Genomic DNA, 24,966 nt, shown 5'->3' with positions numbered 1-24,966 from the left:
TCGCTAACAGCTTGAGCGCGATGCGCAAAGCGGTGCCGGGAACGTGCGCCGCGCGCGGCCGTTGTCGAGGCCATGACCAAGAGCACGAAGAAGAAGGCGTCGGCACGGTTCGCGCCGGAAACCTCCACCCGCCGCACCGCCGCGATCGCGGCCACCGCCGTGGGCGGCCTGGCCGCGGGCCTGACGGCGGCGCTGAAGCTCGGCTGGCTCGACCGCTTCTTCGGCGGCGTGGGTGCGGCGGGTGGCGCGGAACATGCCGCGCCCGATCTCGCCGCCGATGCGCCGACCCCGGGCACCGAGCGTGCGCCCGATGCCTTCCGCCCCGATCCCACCGCCCCGGTCGGCGAGGCGGAACGCGAGGCGCTGCGCCCCGCGACCGGATCCGCGCCGTCGATGGCCGCGACCGCGGGCGAGATGGCGAATCAGACGGGGGCGGCGGGGTGATCGTCGCTTTGTTCGTCACCCCGGGCTTGACCCGGGGTCCCGCTTTTCCGAGGCGAGAGAGAAGAAGCGGGACCCCGGCTCAAGGCCGGGGTGACGTATAATCTTGGGGGGCTAGAACCAGCGCATCACCGTGCTGGCGAACGGCGTCCAAGCGCCGATGCGAACGCCGGCCGCCGCGAGCGTGTCGCCCGTCCATGCGTTGCAGGTGCGTAGCGCATCGTACCGTCCGCGCGCCGGATAGAAGGCGTCGTAGGCGGCATAACCCGGCAGCGCCGCACCATCGCGGCGGGCGGCGCGGATCACCGCCGCCAGCCGGCGATATTCGTCCTCGCGCAACGTCACCGCGCGTACCTGCGGCCCCGCCGCTGGCCGCGCGATATGTTCGACGTGCAGCAGCGTGTCCTCGCTCCCCCAAGCCGCATGCAGCACCGTCGCCGGCCGCACGTCCCACCATGTCGGCGTGCCGAGATAGAAGCCGCGCTCGCCCCAGCCGATCGCGACGTAGCGATGCGCGGCATATCGCGGGTCGCGCAGATCGCGGGCGGGAAAGTCCGCGTGCCAGTCGATCCCGGCCGCCCGCGCCGGCAGGACCAGCCCGGTGTGGATGCCATTGTCCTCGATCCAGATCGTCACGCCCCGATCGGGCGGGCGCCAGCCGCCGTTGCGCGGTACCAGCCCGCCGATCGCGCCGGCCAGCAGATAGGCCAGGACCAGCACCGCGAACGCGGCGAGCGCGACCGCGCCACGGCGTCTCAGAGGTCGAGCGCCCAGCCGTCGCGTCCGCGCGGATCGATCGGCGCGACCGGTACGTAGCGTTCCGCCGCCGCCGTCAGCCGCAGGATCGTCCAGTCGCCGCGCCGGTCCACCCCGTCCAGCGTGCAACCGCAGCCGGCGAAGGCGGCGACCACCTGTTCGCGCTGCGTTTCCAGCAGCCCCGCCAGCACGATCGCGGCGCGCGGCGCGGCGATCGCCGCCACCTCCGGCGCCATCGAGATCAGCGGTCCCGCCAGGATGTTGGCGATCACCAGATCATAGGGGGCGCCGGCCGAAATCTCCGGCGACAGCGCGCCATCGGCGACGATCAGCGCGATGTCGGCGACGTCATTGGTCGCCATGTTCTCGCGCGTGACCGTGATCGCAGCGGGGTCGATATCGGTCGCGGTCACCCGCGCCGCGGGCCACAGATGCCGTGCGGCGAAGGCGAGCAGTCCGGTGCCGGTGCCCAGGTCGATCGCGTTCGCGACGTCGCGCGCCGCCAGCCCCTCCAGCATCGCCAGGCATCCGGCGGTGGTGGCGTGATGCCCGGTGCCGAACGCCTGTCCCGCGTCGATCAGGAAGGCGCGGCCCCCCTCCGGTGCTGCGGTGGGATGCGCGCTGGTATGGACGACGAAGCGGCCCTCGCGGATCGGCTCCAGCCCGGCCTGGCTCATCGCCACCCAGTCCTCCGCGCCCAGCGGGGGTGACGACCGGCGCGACGCCGGCGGCGCTCGGCACCAGCGCGGCCAGCGCGGCCAGCAGCGCGGGGGAGGGGCGATCCTCGACATAGGCGTCGAGCCGCCAATGCTCGCGGTCGTCCTCCACCTCCTCGCTGGTCATCAGCACCGCGTCGATCGCGAGATCGTCGGCGGCGTCGATCGCCTCCGCCTCGGCGCGGGTGCAGGGGAGGGTGACGCGCCAGCTGTCGACGGCATTCTCCTCAGCGGACATAGCTGGCCCCGTTGATGTCCAGCACCGCCCCGGTCATCGAGGCGGGGGCGTCGAACGCGAGGAAGCGGATCATCGTTGCCACCTCCTCGGGCTGCGCCACGCGGCCCAGCGGGATGTCGGCGAGCAGTTTGTCGCCGCCGCGGCTGGCGAGATAATCGTCCGCCATGCCCGTCATCGTGAAGCCGGGGCAGATCGTGAAGGCGAGGATCCCGTCCCTGGCATAGCCGCGCGCGATCGTCTTGGTCATGGCGACCATCCCCGCCTTCGCGGCGGCATAATGCCAGTGCGCGGGGCTGTCGCCGCGATAGGCGGCGCGGCTGGCGACATTGACCAGCCGTCCGCCTTGTTCGCGCTGCTGCCAGTGGCGAACGGCGTGGCGGCTGAGCTGGGCCGCGGCGGTCAGGTTGACCTGCATCGTCCGCGCCCAGCCGTCGCGCCACGCCTCGTCATCGGCGTCGATCGGGTTCGCCTCGAACACGCCGGCATTGTTGACCAGCACGTCGACGCGACCGTCCAGCCGGTCGAGCGCCTGTGCCCACAGCCGGTCGACGGCGTCCGGATCGGCGAAATCGGCGGCAAGCAGCGCGTCGTCGCGCGCCACGGTGGCCTGTCCGACGACGGCCACGTCGGGCAGCGCGGACAAGGCGGCGAGGGCGGCGGCGCCGATGCCGCGGCTGGCGCCGGTCAGGAGGATATGTGTCATGCCCGGCGTGTAGCCGCGCCCGTGGCATTGCGCCACGGCCCGCGTCACCGCGCGGGTATTACGCCACGCTGGAGGCGAAGGTCGCCGCCGCCTCGCGCAGGTCGTCGAACCGGCCGCCCAGCTGGACCAACGACCCCCCCAGCGTGTCCATCCCCGCCGCCATGTCGTCGACGTCGCTGCGGATCGCGGTGATGGTGTGCGACATGGTGTCGGCGGCGAGCGCGGTCTCGTCGACCGCGGCGGTGATCGCGGTGACGGTCATCGCCTGCGCCCGCATCGCCTGGCGCACCGCGTCGGCGGACCCCTGTACCTCTGTCATGGTCGCCTGGATCGAGGCGCTGGTGTCGACCGTCACCTGTGTCGCGGCCTGGATCGCGGCGATCTTGGCGGCGATGTCATCGGTGGCGCGTGCGGTCTGGCTGGCGAGGCTCTTCACCTCCTGCGCCACCACCGCGAAGCCGCGACCGGCGTCGCCTGCGCGTGCCGCCTCGATCGTGGCGTTCAGCGCCAGCAGGTTGGTCTGCCCGGCGATGCTGCGGATCAGCCCCAAGATCGACTCGATCGACTTGGCATGGTCGCTCAACGCGGCACTGGCGGCCACTGCGCCCGATGCGTGGCTCGTCGCCGCCTGCAGCGTATCGTTGCAGCGGCCCATCTGTCCCTGCACCTCGTCGATCGCCTGGATCAGCCCGGCGGCGGTCGCCGCGGCGTCGCGCATCGCCAGCGCGGATTGTTCGGCGGCGGCGGCGACCTCGCTGGTCTTCTCCAGCATCCCGCGAGTGGCGTTGGCGCTGCCCAGCGCCTGGGTGCGGATCTCCGCGCCGCGCCCGGCGATCGCATCGATGCCGTCGAAGATGCCGGTGCGGAATTCGGCGCTGCGCGTCGCGCGATGGGTGCGGGCGCGATCCTCCGCCAGCACGGCGAGATGATCGGCCATCAGCTCCGCCTCGACCAGCGCGATCCGCTGGACCGTATCGGCCAGCTGCCGCATCCGCGTCACGTCACCCGCGACGCCTTTCTCCAGCATCGACAGCACGCAGGCATTGCTGGCGGTCATCGCGCTGAGGAAGGCGCCCAGCGGCACGCCGATATTCTGCGTCTGCTCGACATAGCGGATCAGCGCGGTCCGCCAGATGTCGCTCAGCGGTGCGGCATAGCGCAGCCGGCCATAGCGGCAGCCGCGCGCGATGTGGCGCCGCAGCTCCTTCGCGTCCTGCGGCCGCGCCGCCGCGGGCACCGTCGCCAGCGTCAGGAAATGGTCCCAGAACGCGGTCGCCGCGATCGTCCAGCCGTTCTCCGCGGCATCGACGATCGCGATGATCTCGCCGCAATGCCCCGCGATGCTGCGGTCCCAGTCGGACGGATGTGCCATTGCGGTCATCGCTGTTGCCCCTTCCCGGTCGACGACGTTCAGGCCGCGACCTTGGTCGCGAAGTCGAGCGCGCGCGTGTCGAGCGCACCCAGCCGCCCGGCGAGCGAATCGAATCCGGTGCCCAGCCGATCGATCTCGGTCGCGACCGCCTCGGTATCCTGGCGGATCGCGGCGATGGTGTGCGACATCGAATCGGCGGCGAGCGCGGTTTCGTCGACCGCGGCGGTGATCGCGGTGACGGTCTGCGCCTGCGCCTCCATCGCGCTGCGGATGCGGGTGGCCGATCCCTGTACCTCGGCGACGGTGTCGCGGATCGAGGCGCTGGTGTCGACCGTCACCTTCGTCGCCGACTGGATCGCCGCGATCTTGGCGGCGATGTCGTCGGTGGCGCGTGCGGTCTGGCTGGCGAGGCTCTTCACCTCCTGCGCCACCACCGCGAAGCCGCGACCGGCGTCGCCCGCGCGTGCCGCCTCGATCGTGGCGTTCAGCGCCAGCAGGTTGGTCTGCCCGGCGATGTCGCGGATCAGCCCCAGGATCGATTCGATCGACTTGGCATGGTCGCTCAACGCGCCCGACACCGCGACCGCGTCGCCCGCCTGTGCGGCGGCGCGGGTGGCGACGTCGGCGGCCACCTCCACCTCGGCGCGCGCATCCTCGATCGCGCGGATCAGCCCGGCCGCGGTCGCCGCGGCGTCACGCATCGCGACTGCGGACTGTTCGGCCGCGGCAGCCACCTCGCTGGTCTTGCCCAGCATCCCGCGCGCCGCGGACGATGTGCTCGACGCCTGTGCGCGCAGCGTATCGCCCTCGCCATTGGTGTCGGCGACGCCAGCGGTGATCGTGTCGCGGAATTCCTCCGCCAGCTGGTCGCGCTGCGCCTGCGCGAAGATCGCGTGATAGCCCGCGAACAGCTCGACGGTCAGTTCGGTCTCCATCCCGAACAGCCGCATCAGCGTGTCGATCAGGTCGTGGTAGCGCGGGTCGTCGGCCGCCAGCGTCTCGCCCAGCACGCGCAGCGCGGCACGGTCGGCCGCGCACGACATCGCCAGCACCGACATCGTCGTCACGTCCGACGCGATCGCGGACGCCACCGCGCGCTCCAGCGATTCGACCCAGCCATAGCCGTCGAGGTGGCAGAAACGGTTGCGCAGATAGGCGACGCCCGCGGCGATGCGCTGCTGCGTCTCCATGTTGGACCATTCGGGCGCGTCCGGATGGGCGCCGCGCCAATGGTTCCAATAGGCCTCCGACACCTCCGGCGCGCGCGGGGCGATGATGGTCCACAGGTCGGCGGCGCGGTTGACCAGCGTCCCGTCGCCGTCAAACGCGCGGATGCGCGCCGCCAGATCGACGCGACGGGCAACGGTGGTGGGCGGCGGCATGACCCGAGCGTTCAACCTTCTTCTCCAGCACGGTAAATCATCGACGCGTCCGATTAGGGGAGGAGTGGTAAACAAGCGGTTAGGGGTGACGACGGCCGGTCGGCTAAGCCGGGCGCTTGCATCCGTGCGCGCCACGCCGCATAGACCGCGCCAAACCGTCCGACCGACCTGCTTTTTTCGAGGAACCAGCGCTTGGCCACCAGACCCGACCGCCCGCGCAGCCCGCACCTGTTCAGCGGCCCGCTCGCGATCCACTATCGCTGGAGCCCGGCGATGACCGCGTCGATCATGCATCGCGTGACCGGCGACGGCATGGCGACCGTCGGCACGCTGCTGCTGGTCTGGTGGCTCGCCGCGATCGCCGCGGGCGCGGAGGCCTATGCCACCTTCCTCGACGTGTTCACCACCTCGTCGGGCAAGCTGAACGTGCTCGGCTGGATCGTCGGCGTCGGGCTCACCTGGTCGCTGTTCCAGCATATGATGAGCGGCATCCGCCATCTGGTGATGGACACCGGCGCCGCGTTCGAGCTGAAGCTGAACCGCAATCTGGCGGTGCTGACCTTCGTCGCCTCGACGCTGCTGACGGTCGCCTTCTGGCTCTATCTGGGGATCAAGTGATGAGCACGGAGATCGGCCGCGTCCGGGGTCTGGGCAGCGCGCATGCCGGCGCGCACCATTGGTGGCACCACAAGATCACCGCGGGCACCAACTTCCTGCTGATGGTGTGGCTGCTGGCGTCGATCGCGACGCTGCCGTCCTATGACTATGTCACCGTCCGGCTGTGGCTGCATTCAATGTGGGTGGCGGTGCCGATGGTGCTGCTGATCGCGTCGGTCTTCTACCATTTCCGCCTCGGCCTGCAGGTCGTGATCGAGGATTATTCGCACAAGGAGAATCGCTTCGTGATGATGATCCTGCTGAACGTCTTCGTCGTCGCCACCGCCGCCACCGCCATCTTCTCGATCCTCAAGGTCGCCTTCGGAGCTGCCGCCTGATGTCTGCTAATTCAACTGGCGCGTACAAGATCATCGACCATACCTATGACGCGGTGGTGGTCGGCGCGGGCGGATCGGGGCTGCGCGCCACGATGGGCATCGCGGAGAGCGGGCTGAAGACCGCCTGCATCACCAAGGTGTTCCCGACGCGCTCGCACACCGTCGCCGCGCAGGGCGGCATCGCCGCGTCGCTCGGCAACAATTCGCCCGACCATTGGTCGTGGCACATGTTCGACACCGTCAAGGGGTCCGATTGGCTCGGCGACCAGGACGCGATCGAATATATGGTGCGCGAGGCGCCGGCCGCGGTGTACGAGCTGGAGCACGCCGGCGTGCCGTTCAGCCGCAACGACAACGGCACCATCTACCAGCGTCCGTTCGGCGGGCATATGCAGAACATGGGCGAGGGGCCGCCGGTGCAGCGCACCTGCGCCGCCGCGGACCGTACCGGCCACGCGATGCTCCATGCGCTGTACCAGCAGTCGCTGAAGTATGACGCCGACTTCTACGTCGAATATTTCGCGCTCGACCTGATCATGGAAAACGGGGCGTGCCGCGGCGTGATCGCGCTGTGCATGGAAGACGGCTCGATCCACCGCTTCCGTTCGCATGCCGTCGTCCTCGCTACCGGTGGCGGCGGGCGCGTGTACCAGTCGGCGACGTCGGCGCACACCTGCACCGGGGACGGCAACGGCATGGCGCTTCGCGCCGGCCTGCCGCTGCAGGACATGGAGTTCGTGCAGTTCCACCCGACCGGCATCTATGGCGCGGGCGTCCTCATCACCGAGGGCGCGCGCGGCGAGGGCGGCTACCTGACCAATTCCGAGGGCGAACGCTTCATGGAGCGCTATGCCCCGTCCGCGAAGGATCTCGCCAGCCGCGACGTCGTCGCACGCTCGATGGCGATGGAGATGCGCGAGGGCCGCGGCGTCGGCAAGGACAAGGACCATATCTTCCTCCACCTCGACCATATCGATCCCAAGGTGCTGCACGAGCGGCTGCCGGGGATCACCGAGACGGGGAAGATCTTCGCGGGGGTCGACCTGACGCGCCAGCCGCTGCCGGTGACGCCGACCGTCCATTACAATATGGGCGGCATCCCCTGTAACTATCACGGCGAGGTGGTGAATCCGCGCGACGGCAATCCCGACGCGGTCGTCCCGGGCCTGTTCGCGGTGGGCGAGGCGGCGTGCGTGTCGGTCCATGGCGCCAACCGGCTGGGCTCCAATTCGCTGATCGACCTGGTCGTGTTCGGCCGTGCCACGGGTCTGCGCCTCAAGGAGACGCTGAAGCCGGGCACGTCGCACAATCCGCTGCCCAAGGGCTCGGAGGAGATGGCGCTGGGTCGCCTCGACCATTTCCGTAACGCCAAGGGCGCGACGCCGACCGCGACGCTGCGCGGCGAGATGCAGCGCACGATGCAGCGCCACTGCGCGGTGTTCCGCGACAGCGCGCTGCTGGCGGAGGGCGTGCAGAAGATCGAGACGATCTACCAAGGGATGCAGGACGTGGGCGTCAGCGACCGCTCGCTGATCTGGAACACCGACTTGGTCGAGACGCTGGAGCTGGACAATCTGATCGGCCAGGCGGTCGTGACGATGAAGAGCGCCGACAATCGCAAGGAAAGCCGCGGCGCCCACATGCACGAGGACTTCCCCGATCGCGACGATGCCAATTGGATGAAGCACACCACCAGCACCTTCGATGGCTGGGGCGGCAAGGGCGGCACGACCGAGATCGGCTATCGCCCGGTCCACGACTATACGCTCACCGACGACGCGGAATATATCAAGCCGAAGAAGCGGGTGTATTGAGGCAGATCGCCGCCGGCAGTGCGCCGGCGGCCATTAGATCGTCATCGGACCTCTATCAACCGCTCCCCTGCGTCGAGCGCGGCGATGATCGCAGCCCATCGCGGTTCCAGCCAGAGCAGTAGCGATCGATTGGTGGCGTTGCCGATCCGCAGCCACACGAGGGCGTATTCACCCGGCGGATGGCGCGTCAGAAAATCCTCATCCTTCGTGAGAAGGATGCAAGCGTGGTCGACGGCATAGGCGGCAACTGCATGATCGGGTGTCGCGCCCGGTAATTCCGTGCCGACGTGATACGCATCATGCCCACGGGTTTCGAGCCAACGACACAGCGCCGGAGGCAGCTGCGCGTCGACCAGAAAGCGCATCAGGCGGCAAGCACCACTTTGTGGTCGATCGCGCGCGCCGCATAGGCGAGACTGGCCCGGATGTCGTCGCCCGACAGCGCGGGAAAGTCGGCGAGTATCTCGCTTTCGCTCGATCCACCTGCCAGCATTTCCAGAATGTCGACGACGCGGATTCGCGTGCCGGCGACGATGGGGCGTCCGCCGCACACCTCCGGATTGATCACGATCCGCGCCGAATTATCCATATCGTCAACTTGGCGCCGGAGGCGTGTCATGACAAGCCCCGCACCCGCTCCACCGCGGCGCGCACCAGCGGCATGCGGTCGTTGCCGAAATACATGTCGTCGCCGTCCACGAAGATCGTCGGCGATCCGAAGCCGCCGCGGGCGATCAGTTCGTCGGTATTCGCCCGCAGCTGCGCCTTGACCCGCTCGTCGCCGATCGCCGCGGCCATCGCATCGGCGTCCACCCCCGCCGCCGCGGCCACCTCGCGCAGCACCGCGTCCTGCGCAATGTCGCGGTCGTCGGTCCAATAGGCGTGGAAGGCGGCGCGCGCGAAGGGGACGCAGTCCTGCCCCAGCCAGCAGCAGGCGCGCATCGCCTTGACGCTGTTGACCGGAAAGACGCTGGGCGGGAAGCGGATTTCCAGCCCCTGATGCCGCGCCCAGTCGCGCAGGTCCTTCGCCATGTAGCGCGCCTTCGCCGGCACCGGATTGGCGCGCTGCGCATAGACCGAGCCGTTGACCGCGTTGAACACGCCGCCGACCAGGATCGGCCGCCAGGTCACCGCGACGCCCAGTTCGGCGGCAAGCGGCTGGATGCTCTCGAACCCCAGCCACGTCCAGGGCGAGGAACAGTCGAAGAAAAACTCGATCATCGGCCGATCCCCATGAGCGTGCGCTTGGTGTCCGCGCTGATCTCTTCGGGCCGCGCCATCCGTCCGACCGCGGTGCCCGCCTTTACCCCCGGGCGCTCGCGCAGCTTGGCGAACCAGCGCGCGACATGGGGGAAGCGCGCCATGTCGATGCCCTGCGCCTTGTGCGTGATGATCCACGGGAAGCAGGCGATATCGGCGATCGTGTAAGCGGCGCCCGCGACATAGGCGCCGGTGCGCGCCAGCTGGCGGTCGAGCACCCCGTACAACCGGTCCGCCTCGCGCGCGTAGCGATCCACGGCATAGGGGATCGGCTCCGGTGCGTAGAGCCGGAAATGCCCGTTCTGCCCCAGCATCGGCCCCAGCCCGCCCATCTGCCACATCAGCCATTCGGTCGCCGCGATGCGCCCGCGTGGATCGGCGGGCAGGAATCGCCCGCTCTTCTGCGCGAGATAGAGCAGGATGGCGCCGCTTTCGAACACGCTGATCGGTTCGCCGCCATCGGCGGGGGCGCTATCGACAATTGCGGGGATGCGGTTGTTGGGGCTGATCGCAAGGAAATCGGGTGCGAATTGCTCGCCGGCGCCGATGTTCACGGGGACGACGCGATAGGGCAGCCCGCATTCCTCCAGCATGATCGTCGCCTTCCACCCATTGGGCGTGGCGGCGAAATACAGGTCGATCATCGGCGATCCTCTCGTTTCGCCGGAGTGTTGCGCAGCGGATGCGGTAAGGCAAGCGATCGACTTAACCGGTCAGGGGCGCCCCACCGCGTCCATGTCCGCGCGCGACCAGCCGCCGCCCATCGCCTGGTACAAGGCGACATAGCTGGTCAGACGATCCGCCTGCGCCTGCACCAGCGCCAATTGCGCGGTGAGCAGATTGCGCTGCGCATCCAGTTGCTCGATATAGCCCGAATAGCCTGCGCGATAGCGGTTGGAGGCGTTCTGCAACGCACCCTGCGCTGCCGTCGCCTGATCGCCCAGCACGGTCGCCTGTTCACCGGTGCGGCGCACCCCGGCGAGCGCATCCTCCACCTCGCGGAACGCGGTCAGTGCGGTGCGGCGATAGGCGAAGGCGGCCTGATCGCGGCGTGCGGTGGCCACGCCTTCCTGCGCGCGCAGCCGCCCGCCGTCGAAGATCGGCGCGAGGATGCTGGCGCCCAGCGCGAACAGTCCGACCGGCTCCGACAGCGCGGTCGACAGCACCACACCCGCCGATCCGGTAAGCGCGATATTGGGCAGCATCGCCGCGCGCTGGCTGTCGAGCGTGCGGTCGGCGGCGACCAATGTCTGCTCCGCCTGGTAGATGTCGGGCCGACGCCGTAGCAGGTCCGCGGGCAGTCCGCCGGGGATCGCCGGCCGCGCGATCGCGTCAAGCGCCCGACCCCGCGCAATGGCGCGCGGCGTGTCGCCCGTCAGCAACGCCAGCGCATTCTCCTGCCGCGTGATCGCCAGTTCGGCCGCCGGGACCAGTTGCGCCGTGGCGGCATATTCGCCCTGCGCCTGCCGATATTCCAGCCGCGAGGTATAGCCGGTCTCGAACCGCCGCCGCGCGATGCGCAGCGCCTCCGCCCGCGCGGCCAGCGTCTGGCGCGCGATCGCGAGGCGCTGGTCGAGCGCGCGCAGCGTGACATAGCCCGACGCCGCCGTCGCCGCGGTGGCGAGCCGCACCGTGTCGCGCGCGGCCTCGGTCGCCAGCAGTTGCGCGCGCGCCGCCCGGCTCGCCTGTCGTAGCCGCCCGAACAGGTCGAGGTCGAAGCTGAGCGCGACATTGGGCTGTACCGACGCCGATTGCGTCGCGCGGCCCAGTGCGCTCAGCGACTGGCCCTGCGTTTCCGGCACGGTGGCACCGATCGACGGCAGCAGCTGCGCGCGCGCCAGTGCTTCCGCGGCTCGCGCTTCCTCGACGCGCGCCACCGCGATCTCGATATCGACGTTGTTGGCCAGCGCGCGTTCGACCAGCGCGGTCAGCGCCGGGTCGCCGAACCCCCGCCACCAGTCGCCCGCGATCGCCGCATCGCCGGGCAGCGCGGTGCGCCACGACGGCGGCGGCACGACCGCGGCCGCGGGCGGCGCCGCCGCGCGCGGGCCGGGCAGGGTGCATCCGGCGAGCGCCAGCGGCAGCAGGACGAGTGTGCGCCTCATCGCGGCGCGGCCGTGCCGCTGGTATCGACCCGCGCCTGCACCGACATGCCGGGGCGCAGCCGTTGTGCCAGCGACTGGCCCGGATCGATGCGGATGCGCACTGCGATCCGCTGCGGCACCTTGGTGAAATTGCCGGTGGCATTGTCGGACTTCAGCACCGCGAACTCGCTGCCCGCGGCGGGGGAAATGCGCTCGACGCGCCCGGTCAGCCGCGCGTTGGCGAGCGCGTCGACGGTGAAGCTGGCGGGCTGCCCCACCGCGATCCGCGCGGTCTGCGCCTCCTTGAAATTGGCGATGACCCAGGTTTCCGCCGGCACCAGGAACATCAGCTGCGATCCGGCGGTGACATATTGCCCGACTCGAACGCCCACCTCGCTCAGCCGCCCCGCCTCCGGCGCGCGGATCAGCGTGTTGGCGAGGTCGATCCGCGTCAGCCGCAGCGCCGCCTGCGCGCCCGATACGCCCGCCTGCTGCCCGCCGCGGCCGACCTCCACGGTGCGGATGTCCTGCCGCGCGATCTCGCGTGCGGCGGTCGCCTGACGCAGTCCCGCCTGTGCCTGACGCAGCGCGGCGAGCGTCTGGTCGCGCTCGCGCAGCGACACCGACCCGTCGGTGACGAGGTCGTTGACGCGGTTCATGTCCGCCTGCGCGCGCATCAATTGCGCCTGCGCATTGGCGACTGCGGCCTCCTGTCCGCCGAAGCTCGCCTGCCGGCTCGCCTCCGACTGGCGGCTGTTGGCGAGCGTGGCGGCGGCGCTCTCCACCTGCGCCTGCGCCTGGTCGACGCGCTGCGCGTAGATGCGGCGGTCGATCTCCACCAGCGGCTGCCCCGCGGCGACCTGTTCGAAATCGCGGACCGCCACGCGGGTGACATAGCCCGATACCTGCGGTGCGATCACGGTGGTGCGCCCGCGGACATAGGCATTGTCGGTCGACTGATAGGCGCTGTCGAACGGCCAGATCCGCCACGCCGCCAGCACCGCGGCCACCCCGCCCAGCACCAGCACCGCGACCAGCAGCAGGCTGCGCGCCGACAGTGTCGGCGGACGCCAGCCGGAGCCGGAAGGCGCGGCGGCGGGCGCCGCCTCGGCCAGTTTCTCCTCGGTGGCGGGGGTGGCGGAAACGGAGGTGTCGGTCATGCGGCAGTCGCCCGGCGCTCGCGCCAGTGCCGGCGCAGGAGGAGGAAGAGAAGGTAGAGGAAGGTGAGCGCGGCGAGCACCGCGATCAACCGGAAGACATCGTCATAGGCGAGCACATTCGCCTCGCGCGTCGCGGTCTGCGACAGCAGCGCGCCGCCCTCTGCGCTGCGCAGCGCCGGATCGCCGACGACGCGCGCGACGCCCCCCGCGCCCGCCTGCAACCGCGCCTGCACGATCGGGTCGGTGGGGTCGATCTGCTGCACCAGCGCGGCGCTGTTCGCCTTCTCGCGCACCACCTGATAGGTGCCGAGCAGCGCCGTCCCGGCGAGGCCGCCGAGCGAGTTGATCATCCCGAACAGCGCGATAAAGCTGATGACGTGCCCGGTGCCCTGCTGGAGCGCGCGCGTCATCCCGAACAGCAGCGACGGCCCCAGGAAGAAGGTGGCGGAGAAGGCGATCGTGGCCTGCGTCAGGTACAATTGCGGCGCGCGCGTCAGGCTGGTCGCATCGGAATCGAACCAGGCCGCGACCGCGACCAGCCCGATCGCGAGCATCACCGGATGCGCCAGCCGCGTGACGTCGAGCGTCATCGCGCTGGCCACCACGCCGGCGATGCTGGCGAGCAGGATGATGGTGAAGAAGGGGACGAGCTGGTCGTTGTTCTGCCCCAGCACGGTCAACAGGCCGACCGCGCCATAGCTTTGTTCCGACAGCACGATGCGCGCCATGACGGTGACGATCGCGAACCGCACGATGTCCGCGCTCGCGAGCCAGCGGGTGTTGAGCAGCGGATTGGTGCGATGATGTTCGATGAACAGCGCGGCGGCGAGCAGCGGGATGGCGGCGACCAGCGCCCAGCCGATCCACGGCGCCTGCGTCCACCATACGATCCGCCCCAGCCCCAGCACCGCGGCGAAGAGCCCGGCGGCGGTGGCAAACAGCGTGAAGGTGACGAAGTCGAGCGGCTCGAACGCCTTCTGCCGCTCGGTCGGCGGCAGGCGGAAGGCGAGCACCGCGCCCAGGCTCATCAGCGCCAGCCCGAGTTCGAACAGGTACAGCGTGCGCCACTGGCTCATTGCCAGCAGGTCGGGGGAGAAGAGGCGCGCCAGCGGGGTGGCGCATTGCGGCACGCCGATCCCGATCACGATCGCGCGCAGCCGCCACGCGGGCGGGAAGGCCTGCATGAAATAGTAAAGCGAGAAGGTGCTGAGCGCTGCGCCCGCCATGCCGCTGGCGGCACGCACCAGGATCGCCGAGGCGAAATCCTGCACGAACAGGTGCGCGAGCGTGAGTAGCGCGTAGATCGCAATGAAGATGACCGCGAACGGTCGCAGGCCATATTGCTGGCGGAACTTGATCAGCAGCAGGTTGATGCTGACGTTGGTCATCACATAGACCGTCGGCAGCCACGCGATCTCCGCCGGATCGAGCCCGAGCGCGCCCGCCAGCGTGACCGTATTGGCGGCGACCAGCGCGTTGCCCAGCCCGCCGGTCAGTCCGATCAGCGTCGCCACCGCGCCATAGGCGATGCGGCGGCGGACAGGGTGGTCCGGCGAGCCGGGCGAGCCGGGCATGGCCGGGCGCTCATGGGGCGCGAAGTCCCATGTCTCTTCGGACAGGAAGGCGCGGAGCCGCGCGGCGAGGGTCATGACGGACGGGTCAACGCGCCTGCGTAACGAACTGTTGCACCAGCTTATCCGTCATGCCGGGCTTGACCCGGCATCCAGGGTTCCGCGTACCGACGCCGGTGAGGCGCGTGGTACCCTGGACCCCGGGTCAAGCCCGGGGTGACGTGGCGGGCGCGGAAGCCGTCACTCGACCCAGTCGAGGCCGATATCGCGATAGACGCCGCGGTCCTCGTCCCAGCCGGGTTTCACCTTGACGTGGAGGTAGAGGTGGACCGGGCGGTCGAGCAACACGGCCAGTTCGGCGCGGGCGCGGGCGCCGATCTCGCGGATGCGGGTGCCGCCCTTGCCCAGCACGATCGCGCGCTGGGTGGGGCGCTCGACCAGGATCTGCTGGTGGATTTCGGTCGAGCCGTCGTCGCGGTCGGCGAATTTCTCGGTTTCCACGACGCTGGCATAGGGGAGTTCGGCGTGGAGCTGGAGGTAGAGCTGCTCGCGCGTCACCTCTGCCGCCAGCGCGCGTTCGCTGGCGTCGGAGACCTGATCCTCGGGGAAGTGCCACGGCGCCTCGGGCATCGTGTCCGCCAAGGCGGCCTTCAGTTCGGGCAGGCCGTCGCCGGTCTGCGCGGAGACGAAGAAGGTTTCCTTGAACGGAAGGATCGCGTTGAGGCGCTCGGCGTGGAGCAGCAGCTTGGGCTTGTCGGCGATATCGACCTTGTTGAGGATCAGGTAGATGGGCTCGCGACGGTCCTTCAAACCTTCTGCGATTTCCGTGACCTTCGGTCCCAGCCCGCCCTTGGCGTCGACCACCAGGGCGATGACGTCGGCGCCCTCCGCGCCGCCCCAGGCGGCGGCGACCATCGCGCGATCCAGCCGGCGGCGGGGTTCGAAGATGCCGGGTGTGTCGACCAGCAGCAGCTGCGTCTCGTCACGGATCGCGACGCCCATCAGGCGGGTGCGGGTGGTCTGCGCCTTGGGGCTGACGATCGCGACCTTCTGGCCGACGAGCGCGTTGACGAGCGTCGACTTGCCCGCATTGGGGGCGCCGACGATCGCGACCAGCCCGCACCGATGTTGGCGATGTTCGCTCATTCGCCGGCCAGAGCACTCTTGAGCCGCGAGAAGAACCCCTGCGATTGCGGGCATTCTTCCCCCGTCTCGGTCTCGCGGAACATCTCCAGAAGTTCACGCTGACGGGTGCTAAGTTTGCTGGGGGTTTCCACATCGACCTGGATGACGAGGTCGCCATGGCCACGACCCTGCAACACCGGCATTCCGGCGCCGCGCTGGCGCAGCTGCTTGCCCGACTGAATGCCGGCCGGGATCTTGATCTCGTGACGGCGACCGTCCAGCCCGGGGATCGACATGATCCCGCCCAGCGCGGCGGTGGTGAAGCTGATCGGCGCGCGCGCGAACAGCGTCGTCCCCTCGCGCTCGAAGATCGCGTGCCGCTTGACGTGGAGGAAGATGTAGAGGTCGCCCGGCGGTGCGCCGCGCGCGCCCGCCTCGCCCTCGCCGGTCAGGCGCACGCGCGTGCCCTCGTCGACGCCCGCGGGCACGTTGACCGCCAGCGTCTTGGTCTTCTCGACCCGGCCCTCGCCGCGGCAGTCGGGGCAGGGATCGGTGATGACCTCGCCCGAGCCATGGCAGACCGGGCAGGCGCGCTCGACGACGAAGAAGCCCTGTTGTGCGCGGACCTTCCCGTGACCCTGGCAGTGGTGGCAGGTATGGGCATGCGTCCCCGGCTTCGACCCGGAGCCGTGGCAGCTGTCGCACGGCGCGGAGATATCGACCGTGATCTCGGTCTCCTTGCCGTGGAACGCCTCCTCCAGCGTGATCTCCATGTCGTAGCGCAGGTCGGCGCCGCGACGAACCTGCCGCCCGCCGCCACCGCCGCGCCCGCCCATGAACTCGCCGAACACGCTTTCGAAGATATCGGAAAAGCCCGCGAAATCCTGCGCGCCGGCCCCGCCGCCGCCCATTCCGCCGTTGCGGAAGGCGGCATGGCCGAAGCGGTCGTAGGCGGCGCGCTTCTGCGGATCCTTCAGGCAGTCATAGGCCTCGCTGACCGCCTTGAACTTCGCCTCGGAATCCTTGCACCCGGCGTTCTTGTCCGGGTGATATTTCATCGCGAGCTTGCGGTACGACGACTTGATCGTCGCCGCATCCGCGCCTCGCTCGCATTCGAGCAGTTCGTAATAGTCGATTTCGGTCATTTCGGCCTCTAGCCCTCTCCCCTCCGGGGAGAGGGTTGGGTGAGGGGCGGCCACGAACGCTGTGCTTGCTGCATGGCCACCTTCCCTCACTACCCCTCACCCCGGCCCTCTCCCCGCAGGGGAGAGGGAGGGCATTCGCTTACTTCTGGTCGTCGACCTCGGAGAATTCGGCGTCGACCACGTCGTCGTCCTTCTTGGCCTCCGGCTCGGCCGCGCCGGTGGGCGAGGCTTCGGCCTGCTGCTGCTTGTCGTAGATCGCCTGGCCCAGCTTCATCGCGACCTGCGCCAGCGCCTGGCTCTTTTCGTTCATCGCCTCGGGATCGCCACCCTCGACCGCCGCCTTGGCGGCGTCGATCGCGGACTGGATCTCACCCTTCAGCGCCTCGTCCACCTTGTCGCCATTGTCGGCCAGCTGGCGCTCGGTGGTGTGGATCAGGCTCTCGGCGTTGTTCTTCGCCTCGGCCGCGGCGCGGCGCTTCTTGTCCTCCTCGGCGAAGCTTTCCGCGTCGCGCACCATCTGCTCGATATCGGCGTCGGATAGACCGCCCGAGGCCTGGATGCGGATCTGCTGCTCCTTGCCGGTGCCCTTGTCCTTCGCCGACACGTTGACGATGCCGTTGGCGTCGATGTCGAACGTCACCTCGATCTGCGGCACGCCGCGCGGGGCGGGGGGGATGCCGACCAGGTCGAACTGGCCCAGCAGCTTGTTGTCCGCCGCCATCTCGCGCTCGCCCTGGAACACGCGGATCGTCACCGCACCCTGATTGTCGTCCGCGGTCGAATAGGTCTGCGACTTCTTCGTCGGGATCGTGGTGTTGCGGTCGATCATGCGGGTGAACACGCCGCCCAGCGTCTCGATCCCCAGCGACAGCGGGGTGACGTCGAGCAGCAGCACGTCCTTCACGTCGCCCTGGAGCACGCCGGCCTGGATCGCGGCGCCCATCGCGACGACCTCGTCCGGGTTGACGCCGGTGTGCGGATCCTTGCCGAAGAACTGCTTCACCACCTCACGCACGCGCGGCATGCGGGTCATGCCGCCGACCAGCACGACCTCGGAGATCTCGTCCGCCTTCATGCCGGCATCGGCCAGCGCCTTCTTGCACGGCTCCAGCGTGCGCTTCACCAGATCCTCGACCAGCCGCTCCAGATCGGCGCGGGTGATCGTCTTGACCAGGTGCTTCGGCCCGTTCTGGTCGGCGGTGATGAAGGGCAGGTTGACCTCCGTCGACTGCGCCGACGACAGCTCGATCTTCGCCTTCTCGGCGGCTTCCTTCAGCCGCTGGAGCGCCAATTTGTCCTTGGTGAGGTCGATGCCCTCGTCCTTCTGGAAGCCCTGCGCCAGATAGTCGACGATCTTGTTGTCGAAATCCTCGCCGCCCAGGAAGGTGTCGCCGTTGGTCGCCTTCACCTCGAACACGCCGTCGCCGATCTCCAGGATGGAGACGTCGAACGTGCCGCCGCCGAGGTCATAGACCGCGATCGTCTTGCCGTCCTGCTTGTCGAGGCCATAGGCCAGCGCCGCCGCGGTCGGCTCGTTGATGATGCGCAGCACTTCGAGGCCCGCGATCTGGCCGGCGTCCTTGGTCGCCTGACGCTGCGCGTCGTTGAAGTACGCCGGCACGGTGATGACCGCCTGCGTCACCGTCTCGCCCAGATAGCTCTCGGCGGTTTCCTTCATCTTCTGGAGCGTGAAGGCGCTGATCTGCGACGGGCTGTATTCCTTGCCGCCGGCCGCGACCCAGGCATCGCCATTGGTGCCGCGCACGATCTTGTACGGGACCAGCTCGGTATCCTTCCTGGTGACCGGATCGTCGAAGCGACGGCCGATCAGGCGCTTCACCGCGAAGATGGTATTGTCGCCGTTGGTCACCGCCTGGCGCTTCGCCGGCTGACCGATCAGCCGCTCGCCATCCTTCGCGAAGGCGACGATCGACGGCGTGGTGCGCGCGCCCTCCGCATTCTCGATGACCTTGGCCTTTCCGCCTTCCATCACCGCGACGCACGAATTGGTGGTGCCCAGATCAATACCGATAACTTTTGCCATGAGTGCCTAACCTAGCCCCTGCGTATCTAAAAAGATGACGGGTCGCGTCCCGTTTCGGCGGCGCAACCGTGTCGATGCTGCGCGATATAGGTGCCCCGCAGCGCCCCGCAAGATTGCCGTGTGCGCGCAGGGAACCGTTGCGTGTCCCGTGCGTGGAACGTACAGGAGCCGATATGTCGACCGCCCGCATCTTTCAGCGCCCCAAGAACGCCATGCAGTCCGGCAAGCACCGCACCGACCGGTGGCAGCTGGAGTTCGAGCCGGGCGAGGCCAAGCGCCCCGATCCGCTGACCGGCTGGGCGGGCAGCGGCGACACGCGCGACCAGATCCGGCTGTCGTTCCCGACGTGCGAGGCGGCGATCGCCTATGCCGAGCGCGAGGGGCTGGCGTATCACGTCATCCCGGCGCCCACAAAGACGCTGAAATTGCAGAGCTACGCCGACAATTTCCGGTGAGGTGAGGGGGCTTCGGGCGCCTTTATCTTTATTGACTTTCCTCCGTTCGTGCTGAGGAGGGACTGAGCGAAGTCGAAGTGCCATCTCGAAGCACCTGCGCGTGCCCTTCGAGACGAGGCTTCGACAGGCTCAGCCTCTCCTCAGGGCGAACGGAGGAGAACAGCTCGCCGGTAGCCTTCGGTCCTTACCGCGGCGTCAGCACGATCGTGCGCGCGTCGGGGTGGGTGGCGCGCGCGGTGCCATAGGCCTCCAGCGCCGCGACCAGCGCGTCGGTGCCGCCGCGGGTGCGCAGCGAGCCGCTGAACGGATGCGCCGCCAGCGCGGCGTCGCGGATCACGATGCGGCGCGTGTCGTAGCGCTGGAGCGCGGTGGCGACGTCCGCCAGCGGGGTCGCGGCGAAGGTGAGGCGCCCGTCCTGCCAGCCGGCGGCGTCGTCCGCGCGATGATCGGCGACCGCGAGCGACCGCGGCGTCGTCGCCAGCACCTGCCCGGCGGCCAGCGTGCGCGTGCCGCGCGGGGTGGCGACGCGCACCACGCCCTCGGTCAGCGCGACCGTCATCGCGCCATCCACGCCGCGCTCGACCGTGAAATGCGTGCCGACCGCGGTCACGCTATTGTCGCCGGTCGCGACGACGAAGGGGTGGGCGCGATCCTTCGCCACCGCGAAGGCGGCCCGCCCGGCGAGCAGCTCGACGCGGCGTTCCTCGCGCTGCGCCGGGACCGCCACCGCGGAGGCGGCGTCGAGCGTCATGACCGATCCGTCGGGCAGGCGGATGCGGCGCTGTTCGCCGACCGCGGTCGCGTAGCGCGCGGGGCCGGCGGTGGCGTGGGTGTGGATCGGGGCGAGGTCGTCCCGGCGCGACAGCAGGGTGCCGGTGCCGACCACCGCGAGCAGCGCGGCGGCGGTCGCGAGGAACGGCCAGCGCTGGACCGGCGGGCGCACCGCGCCGCCGCGCGCCTCCGCGCGAAGGGCGGCGAGCGCGGGATCGTCGGCGAGGGAGGACAAATCGGCGTCGAGGGCGTCGAGGCGCGCGGCGGCCTCGTCATGCGCGGCGTCCGCGCGGCGCCAGCGGTCGGCGGCGGCGCGATCGGTCGCGTCGGCATCGTCGGCGCGCAGGCGTGCGTACCATTCCGCGGCCTGCGCGGCGGCATCCCCGTCAGGCGCGCGCGTCATGCGTCGACGGTCGCAGCCAGGATGCGGATGGCCTTCATGATATGCTTTTCCACCGCGCTTACCGATATTCCCATGTGTCGGGCGATCGCCGCGTAGCTCATTTCCTCGAAACGGTGAAGGACGAACGCCTGCCGGGTGCGATCCGGCAGCTCCCCCACCGCCGCGATGAGTCGCGACCAGCGTTCCTTGCCCATCAAGACGCGCTCGGGCGAGCGCCCCTCAACCGGATGGTCGCTTTCTTCGAGCGGGGCGTGGCGCGAGCGATGGCGGACGGTGTCGCGGCGCGCGCGATCGGTCAGCACGCTTTGCGCGACCTGGAAGACATAGCCCTGGAGGTTCGCGATCTCTCCATCGGCGCGGCGCGTCTGCATCCGGAGCGCGACGTCCTGCACCAGATCGTCGACATCGTCGGCCGCCGCGCGCTTCATCAGGAAGCGGCGGATCACGGGCAGCAGCGGGGCGATATCGTCCCCCCGCCCGTCGCGATCGGTCGACGTGGCACCCCATCGGGGCTGCGCGGTCAGCACCAAATTTCTATCCCCCGTTTCGGCCCCGATTGGGGAAGGCGTGCTCACCTTTTCCCCGGCGTCCTTCCCCGACGCTTGTGGAGCGCAGACGATCATGTTGTAACGATTCCGTCAAGCGCGGCGTGCGGGAAGTGATCGTCAGGTCACGGGAAAACACCGCAAAAAGAGCGTGGGAGGGGGTGCCGGCGACAGAAGAATGCGCAAGCGTGCGAACGAGGGGGGTGACGGTGACGGGGCGCCGCGGGCGGTGCGGGTGGTGGAGCAGGATCGCGGTCGTCGGGGCGACGGTCGCGGTCGCGCCGTGCTGCGGCCCGGTGCCGGCGAGGGCGGAGCCGGTATCCGGCCTGCCGCGCAAGCCGTTGCCGCGCGACGTCCCGGCCGGGCCGCTCGACATGGTGCTGCGCCGGATCGCGGCGGACAGCGACGAGCAGATCCTGGTCGATCCCGTGCTGCTGGCGGGGCGGCGCGGCGGCGGTGTCGCGCGCGGCACCGCGCTGGAGACGGCGCTGGCGCGGGTGCTGGCGGGCAGCGGGCTGACGGTGCGGCGCGTCGGGCCGGGCGTGCTGGTGGTGGTCGCGGCCGGGCCTGCGCGCGACGAGGACGATCGCGCCTGGCCCGCCGAGCCCGATATCGTCGTGACCGCGCAGCGCCGCCCGACCCTGTTGAGCGAGGCGGGGCCGGACCTGGCGGTCGTCTCCGGCGCGACGCTGGCGCAGAACCGCACCGTGGAGCGGCGCACGCTGGCGCGGCTGCTGCCCGCGCTGACCGTCACCAGCACCGGACCGATGCAGCAGCGGCTGTCGGTGCGCGGGGTGCTGGGCACGGGGGAGAGCACGGTCGGCGTCTATTTCGGCGAGGTGCCGGTGACCGCGCCGTCGGGCACCGGGTTCGATCCCGGCGCGATGTCGCCCGACATCGACCTGATCGACGTCGAGCGGGTCGAGCTGCTGAAGGGGCCGCAGGGGACATTGTACGGCGCGTCGTCGATGGGGGGCACGCTGCGCACGATCTTCCGCCAGCCCGATGCGGGGGCATGGGCGGCGGAGGTGAGCGCGGAGGCGGGCATCGCCACCGGGGGGGCGCCCGGCGCCGCGCTGTCGGCGATGGTCAACGCGCCGCTGGTCGACGATCGCCTCGCGCTGCGCGTGGTGGCCGGGCGGCGGCGGATCGGCGGCGCGATCGACAATGCGCGACTGGGCTATCGCGACGGCGACACCGCGGACCGTGAGAGCGCGCGCGTGGCGCTGGCGTGGACGCCGGACGACGCGCTGCGCATCGACCTGTCGGGGCTGGTGCAGGACAACCGGCTGGCGGATGCCGGCGTGTGGATCCTCGACGACGGGCGGCGGCGCGCCGACCTGCCGGTGCGTACCCCCAGCGCCGAGCGGCTGCGGCTGGTCACCGGCACCGCGCGCTGGGCGCCGGGCAAGCTGCGCGTCACCGCCACGCTGTCGCATTATGGCTGGCGCACGATCCGCCAGATCGACTTCACCAACGTATTGGAACGGCAGCGCGGGAGCGATGCGGCGTGCCGGCGCTATGCCGCGCTGACCGGATCCGGCGGTGGATGCGACGACGCCGTGCGCGCGGCCTATCGCACCTGGCTCGACACGCGGCTGCCCGCGATCCTCTACCAGCCGATGCAATTGCGCAGCACCAGCGGCGAGCTGCGCCTGTCCGACGACGGCAATGGCGCGTGGCGATGGACGATCGGGGTCTTCGCGGAACATCGCGCCGATCGCGTCGACAGCAACACGGTGCGCGCCGACGCCGCCAGCGGCACGATCGTCACCCCTTTGGACCTGACCGGGCGCCGCCTGCTCGACATGCGGCTGGACCAGCAGGCGGTGTTCGCGGAGGCGAGCCGCGCGCTGGGGGCCGGCTTCACCGCGACGCTGGGGATGCGCGCCTATCGCTACGTGCGCGAGGCGGGGGGATCGGTGCCGGTGCCCAATATCATCACCGGCACCGGGCTGGTCGAGGAAGCGCGCTATCGCACCACCGCGACGGGGCGCAACGCGAAGGCGGCGCTCGACTGGCGCGCCGCGGACGGGACGCTGGTGCGGCTGATCGCGTCGCAGGGGTTCCGCCCCGGCGGGGTCAACATCACCCCCGAGCTGACCCCGGCGGAACGCGTGTTCCGCGCCGACCGGCTGTGGAACTACGAACTGGGGGTGAAGCTGCCGCTGCACGGCGCCGCGGCGGGGGTGGAGGGCAGCGCATTCCACATCGACTGGGACGACACGATCTTCGTCGCCAGCAGCGCCAATGGCGCGTTCCTGTACAACACCAACCTGTCGTCGGTGGACATCGACGGGGTGGAGGCGCGCGCCACCGCGAACACGGGGGCGTGGCGCTTCGCGGTGGCGGGAACCTGGCTGTCGGCGCGGCTGGCGGCGGATGCGGTGCCTGGCACGATGGAGGGCACCGGCCGGCGCGGCGATCGCCTGCCGCAGGTGCCCGCGCTGTCATGGGTGGCGAGCGCGGACACGCGGCTGCGCACGGGCGCGCAGGCCAGCGTGATGCTGGGCGCGCTGGCCAGCGGCAGCAGCGGGTTCTTCTCCGCCTTCGGCGCGGACAATCCCTATCGCGAGCGCACGCCGGGGCGGATGCTGGTCGACCTCTATGCGCTGTACCGCCGCGGCGCCTGGTCGGCGCGGCTGGGCGTGGACAATGTCGCGGACGCGAGCGCGCCGTCGCGCATCTTCTCCAGCGCGTTCGGCGAGCGGCAGGTCTATGCGGCGCGTCCGCGCACCGTGACGCTGACGATGGGGTGGGGGCTGTAGGGCGCGGCCGGGGCCGCGAGGGGGGGCTTTGCGGAAGCCACTTCTGTTCCCCGGCGAAGGCCGGGGTCCAGTAACGGCCGGTTCGCAAGATGCTGAAATCGCTCGTAGCTGGACCCCGGCCTTCGCCGGGGAACAGCGGGTGTCGATCCGCGCTACGGATGGAAGGTCAGCGCCGGGCGGCCGTGGATATAGGCGCTGTCGGGCGCGCAATGGAAATCCGGCCGCAGCGACGCGGGCCATCACCAGCGCGAGCGTGCCGTGGCGACCCTCCGCGCGGGCCGCCGCGTCCAGCCGCGCGATCCATCCCGGCGTGACCACCAGCCCGTGGCGCGTGCGATCGAGCGGGCAGCCCGGCGCCGACAAGGCGACCGTGCGCCGCCGCACCGTGCTCTCGGCGATACCGAACAGCCGCGCCAGCGTGGCGACGCGGAGCGGCCGTGCGGTAGCGGCCTCGGTCAGCGAGGGGAAGCGATGCTGCGCGCCCGCGGCCAATATGGCATAGACGATCGCCAGATCGGTCGCGTCGGGCACCAGCTGGCGATGCTGATCCGCCATCGCCAGCGCCATGTCGATCGCGGTCCGCACCCCGTCCGCGCGATCGAACGTCCGCCGCATGATCGATGTCGGGCGCGCGACGATGCCGGCGCGCACCGCATCGCCGACATAGCGCACGACCGCGTCGTGAAGCTGGTCCATCGCCATCGCCACCGCCGTGTCGCGGCAGACGTCGGGGGCGACGCGGACGCCATGTGCGTCGCGGATGCACAGCCCGGCGGCGACCAGCGCCGCGATGTGGCGGCGGACCGTTTCGAACGGGCGACCCAGCGACATGGCGGCGGAGTTGATCGACATCGCGCGGTCGGTCTCGCCCGGCGACAGATGGATGTTGAGGAACAATCCGAAGACCATCGCGCGGTCGAGGTCGCCGGCGAACAATCGTCCCATCACGATGTGGAAATAGGTATGCAGCTCCGCCAGCAGTCGCGTCGCGACGGGCACCTCGTTCGACGCTGGATCAGGCACGTAGGCCATCCCATCGGAAAGCACGTAAAGCGCTGATGCGTGGCGTGGCATGTCCTCTTTCCCGGCACGATCGGCCGATGCGTGTTGCAATGCCGCGATCCTAGGCCCCGCGCCGGAATCGCGACACCAGATGCTTACTCATTCCGGAACTTCGTTACCCGTTCCGGCGAATGTTTCCGGCATCGGCGGGCGTTT

Annotated in this window: 25 protein-coding genes; 8 read left to right on the top strand and 17 right to left on the bottom strand. The window is 70.0% G+C overall.

Annotated features, from left to right (window positions below; genetic code table 11):
- Positions 1 to 72 precede the first annotated feature (72 nt).
- The gene (locus PGN14_RS09280; protein WP_335299235.1) at positions 73 to 444 is read left to right on the top strand and encodes a hypothetical protein; all 372 of its coding nucleotides are present in this window, start codon (positions 73 to 75) and stop codon (positions 442 to 444) included.
- 111 nt (positions 445 to 555) lie between these two features.
- Here PGN14_RS09280 and PGN14_RS09275 read toward each other — a convergent pair whose 3' ends face one another.
- From PGN14_RS09275 to PGN14_RS09255, 5 genes are all read right to left on the bottom strand, one after another.
- Positions 556 to 1,161 (bottom strand): TIGR02117 family protein, encoded by a 606-nt coding sequence (locus tag PGN14_RS09275; protein WP_335299234.1) that lies wholly within the window; start codon positions 1,159 to 1,161, stop codon positions 556 to 558.
- A gap of 35 nt (positions 1,162 to 1,196) precedes the next feature.
- Positions 1,197 to 1,988 carry a 50S ribosomal protein L11 methyltransferase gene (locus PGN14_RS09270; protein ID WP_335299233.1) on the bottom strand — a complete coding sequence of 264 codons (792 nt, stop codon included), beginning with the start codon at positions 1,986 to 1,988 and terminating at the stop codon, positions 1,197 to 1,199.
- A gap of 152 nt (positions 1,989 to 2,140) precedes the next feature.
- On the bottom strand, positions 2,141 to 2,854 hold the full coding sequence (locus tag PGN14_RS09265; protein ID WP_335299232.1) for an SDR family NAD(P)-dependent oxidoreductase: 714 nt from the start codon (positions 2,852 to 2,854) through the stop codon (positions 2,141 to 2,143).
- Between the two features lie 58 nt (positions 2,855 to 2,912).
- Positions 2,913 to 4,235, bottom strand: a complete 1,323-nt coding sequence (locus PGN14_RS09260) for a methyl-accepting chemotaxis protein (RefSeq protein ID WP_335299231.1) — start codon at positions 4,233 to 4,235, stop codon at positions 2,913 to 2,915.
- Between the two features lie 29 nt (positions 4,236 to 4,264).
- Entirely contained in the window at positions 4,265 to 5,608 is a 1,344-nt protein-coding gene (locus tag PGN14_RS09255) for a methyl-accepting chemotaxis protein (RefSeq protein ID WP_335299491.1), read from the bottom strand.
- A 192-nt stretch (positions 5,609 to 5,800) separates the two neighbouring features.
- On the opposite strand from PGN14_RS09255, the gene sdhC reads away from it, so the two are divergent.
- Genes sdhC through sdhA form a run of 3 tightly spaced genes read left to right on the top strand, consistent with a single transcriptional unit; the run spans position 5,801 to position 8,417 of the window.
- Positions 5,801 to 6,226 carry a succinate dehydrogenase, cytochrome b556 subunit gene (sdhC, locus tag PGN14_RS09250; RefSeq protein ID WP_335299230.1) on the top strand — a complete coding sequence of 142 codons (426 nt, stop codon included), beginning with the start codon at positions 5,801 to 5,803 and terminating at the stop codon, positions 6,224 to 6,226.
- Positions 6,226 to 6,603, top strand: coding sequence for a succinate dehydrogenase, hydrophobic membrane anchor protein (sdhD, locus tag PGN14_RS09245; protein ID WP_335299229.1), 378 nt, complete (start codon positions 6,226 to 6,228; stop codon positions 6,601 to 6,603). Before sdhC ends, sdhD begins: the two co-directional genes overlap by 1 nt.
- Positions 6,603 to 8,417: a succinate dehydrogenase flavoprotein subunit gene (gene sdhA / locus PGN14_RS09240; protein ID WP_335299228.1), complete on the top strand. Its 1,815-nt coding sequence runs from the start codon at positions 6,603 to 6,605 to the stop codon at positions 8,415 to 8,417. The genes sdhD and sdhA overlap by 1 nt, the downstream gene beginning before the upstream one ends.
- Positions 8,418 to 8,458: 41 nt before the next feature.
- Here the strand turns inward: sdhA and PGN14_RS09235 are convergent, their stop codons facing one another.
- The 10 genes from PGN14_RS09235 to dnaK form a co-directional block, all read right to left on the bottom strand.
- Positions 8,459 to 8,782, bottom strand: a complete 324-nt coding sequence (locus PGN14_RS09235) for a DUF5615 family PIN-like protein (RefSeq protein ID WP_335299227.1) — start codon at positions 8,780 to 8,782, stop codon at positions 8,459 to 8,461.
- Positions 8,782 to 9,006 carry a DUF433 domain-containing protein gene (locus PGN14_RS09230; RefSeq protein ID WP_335299226.1) on the bottom strand — a complete coding sequence of 75 codons (225 nt, stop codon included), beginning with the start codon at positions 9,004 to 9,006 and terminating at the stop codon, positions 8,782 to 8,784. The genes PGN14_RS09235 and PGN14_RS09230 overlap by 1 nt, the downstream gene beginning before the upstream one ends.
- Before the next feature lie 26 nt (positions 9,007 to 9,032).
- Entirely contained in the window at positions 9,033 to 9,638 is a 606-nt protein-coding gene (locus tag PGN14_RS09225) for a 2-hydroxychromene-2-carboxylate isomerase (protein ID WP_335299225.1), read from the bottom strand.
- Positions 9,635 to 10,321 carry a glutathione S-transferase N-terminal domain-containing protein gene (locus tag PGN14_RS09220; protein WP_335299224.1) on the bottom strand — a complete coding sequence of 229 codons (687 nt, stop codon included), beginning with the start codon at positions 10,319 to 10,321 and terminating at the stop codon, positions 9,635 to 9,637. The genes PGN14_RS09225 and PGN14_RS09220 overlap by 4 nt, the downstream gene beginning before the upstream one ends.
- 69 nt (positions 10,322 to 10,390) lie before the next feature.
- Positions 10,391 to 11,782, bottom strand: coding sequence for an efflux transporter outer membrane subunit (locus PGN14_RS09215; protein ID WP_335299222.1), 1,392 nt, complete (start codon positions 11,780 to 11,782; stop codon positions 10,391 to 10,393).
- Positions 11,779 to 12,921: an HlyD family secretion protein gene (locus PGN14_RS09210; protein ID WP_335299221.1), complete on the bottom strand. Its 1,143-nt coding sequence runs from the start codon at positions 12,919 to 12,921 to the stop codon at positions 11,779 to 11,781. The genes PGN14_RS09215 and PGN14_RS09210 overlap by 4 nt, the downstream gene beginning before the upstream one ends.
- Positions 12,918 to 14,570: an MFS transporter gene (locus PGN14_RS09205; RefSeq protein ID WP_335299220.1), complete on the bottom strand. Its 1,653-nt coding sequence runs from the start codon at positions 14,568 to 14,570 to the stop codon at positions 12,918 to 12,920. The genes PGN14_RS09210 and PGN14_RS09205 overlap by 4 nt, the downstream gene beginning before the upstream one ends.
- A gap of 162 nt (positions 14,571 to 14,732) precedes the next feature.
- Positions 14,733 to 15,638 (bottom strand): GTPase Era, encoded by a 906-nt coding sequence (gene era, locus PGN14_RS09200; protein WP_335299219.1) that lies wholly within the window; start codon positions 15,636 to 15,638, stop codon positions 14,733 to 14,735.
- A complete protein-coding gene (gene dnaJ, locus PGN14_RS09195) occupies positions 15,635 to 16,762 on the bottom strand; it encodes a molecular chaperone DnaJ (protein WP_335299218.1) in 1,128 nt (375 codons plus the stop codon). Before dnaJ ends, era begins: the two co-directional genes overlap by 4 nt.
- 139 nt (positions 16,763 to 16,901) lie before the next feature.
- On the bottom strand, positions 16,902 to 18,806 hold the full coding sequence (dnaK, locus tag PGN14_RS09190; protein ID WP_335299217.1) for a molecular chaperone DnaK: 1,905 nt from the start codon (positions 18,804 to 18,806) through the stop codon (positions 16,902 to 16,904).
- 173 nt (positions 18,807 to 18,979) lie between these two features.
- Here dnaK and PGN14_RS09185 point away from each other — a divergent pair, with 173 nt between their 5' ends.
- The gene (locus PGN14_RS09185) at positions 18,980 to 19,261 is read left to right on the top strand and encodes an ETC complex I subunit (RefSeq protein WP_335299216.1); all 282 of its coding nucleotides are present in this window, start codon (positions 18,980 to 18,982) and stop codon (positions 19,259 to 19,261) included.
- Between the two features lie 184 nt (positions 19,262 to 19,445).
- Here the strand turns inward: PGN14_RS09185 and PGN14_RS09180 are convergent, their stop codons facing one another.
- A complete protein-coding gene (locus PGN14_RS09180; RefSeq protein WP_335299215.1) occupies positions 19,446 to 20,435 on the bottom strand; it encodes a FecR family protein in 990 nt (329 codons plus the stop codon).
- Positions 20,432 to 20,962 (bottom strand): RNA polymerase sigma factor, encoded by a 531-nt coding sequence (locus PGN14_RS09175; protein WP_335299214.1) that lies wholly within the window; start codon positions 20,960 to 20,962, stop codon positions 20,432 to 20,434. The genes PGN14_RS09180 and PGN14_RS09175 overlap by 4 nt, the downstream gene beginning before the upstream one ends.
- A gap of 227 nt (positions 20,963 to 21,189) precedes the next feature.
- On the opposite strand from PGN14_RS09175, the gene PGN14_RS09170 reads away from it, so the two are divergent.
- From PGN14_RS09170 to PGN14_RS09160, 3 genes are all read left to right on the top strand, one after another.
- Positions 21,190 to 23,748 carry a TonB-dependent receptor gene (locus PGN14_RS09170; protein WP_335299213.1) on the top strand — a complete coding sequence of 853 codons (2,559 nt, stop codon included), beginning with the start codon at positions 21,190 to 21,192 and terminating at the stop codon, positions 23,746 to 23,748.
- Positions 23,749 to 24,001: 253 nt separating this feature from the next.
- Complete coding sequence (locus tag PGN14_RS09165; protein WP_335299212.1) at positions 24,002 to 24,250, top strand: hypothetical protein; 249 nt, start codon at positions 24,002 to 24,004, stop codon at positions 24,248 to 24,250.
- Positions 24,220 to 24,807, top strand: a complete 588-nt coding sequence (locus PGN14_RS09160) for a hypothetical protein (protein WP_335299211.1) — start codon at positions 24,220 to 24,222, stop codon at positions 24,805 to 24,807. The genes PGN14_RS09165 and PGN14_RS09160 overlap by 31 nt, the downstream gene beginning before the upstream one ends.
- Positions 24,808 to 24,966 lie beyond the last annotated feature (159 nt).

The organism is Sphingomonas adhaesiva (assembly GCF_036946305.1).
In the GTDB taxonomy this organism is placed as follows: Bacteria; Pseudomonadota; Alphaproteobacteria; order Sphingomonadales; family Sphingomonadaceae; genus Sphingomonas; species Sphingomonas adhaesiva_B.
This window is presented reverse-complemented; position numbering and strand designations above follow the sequence as displayed.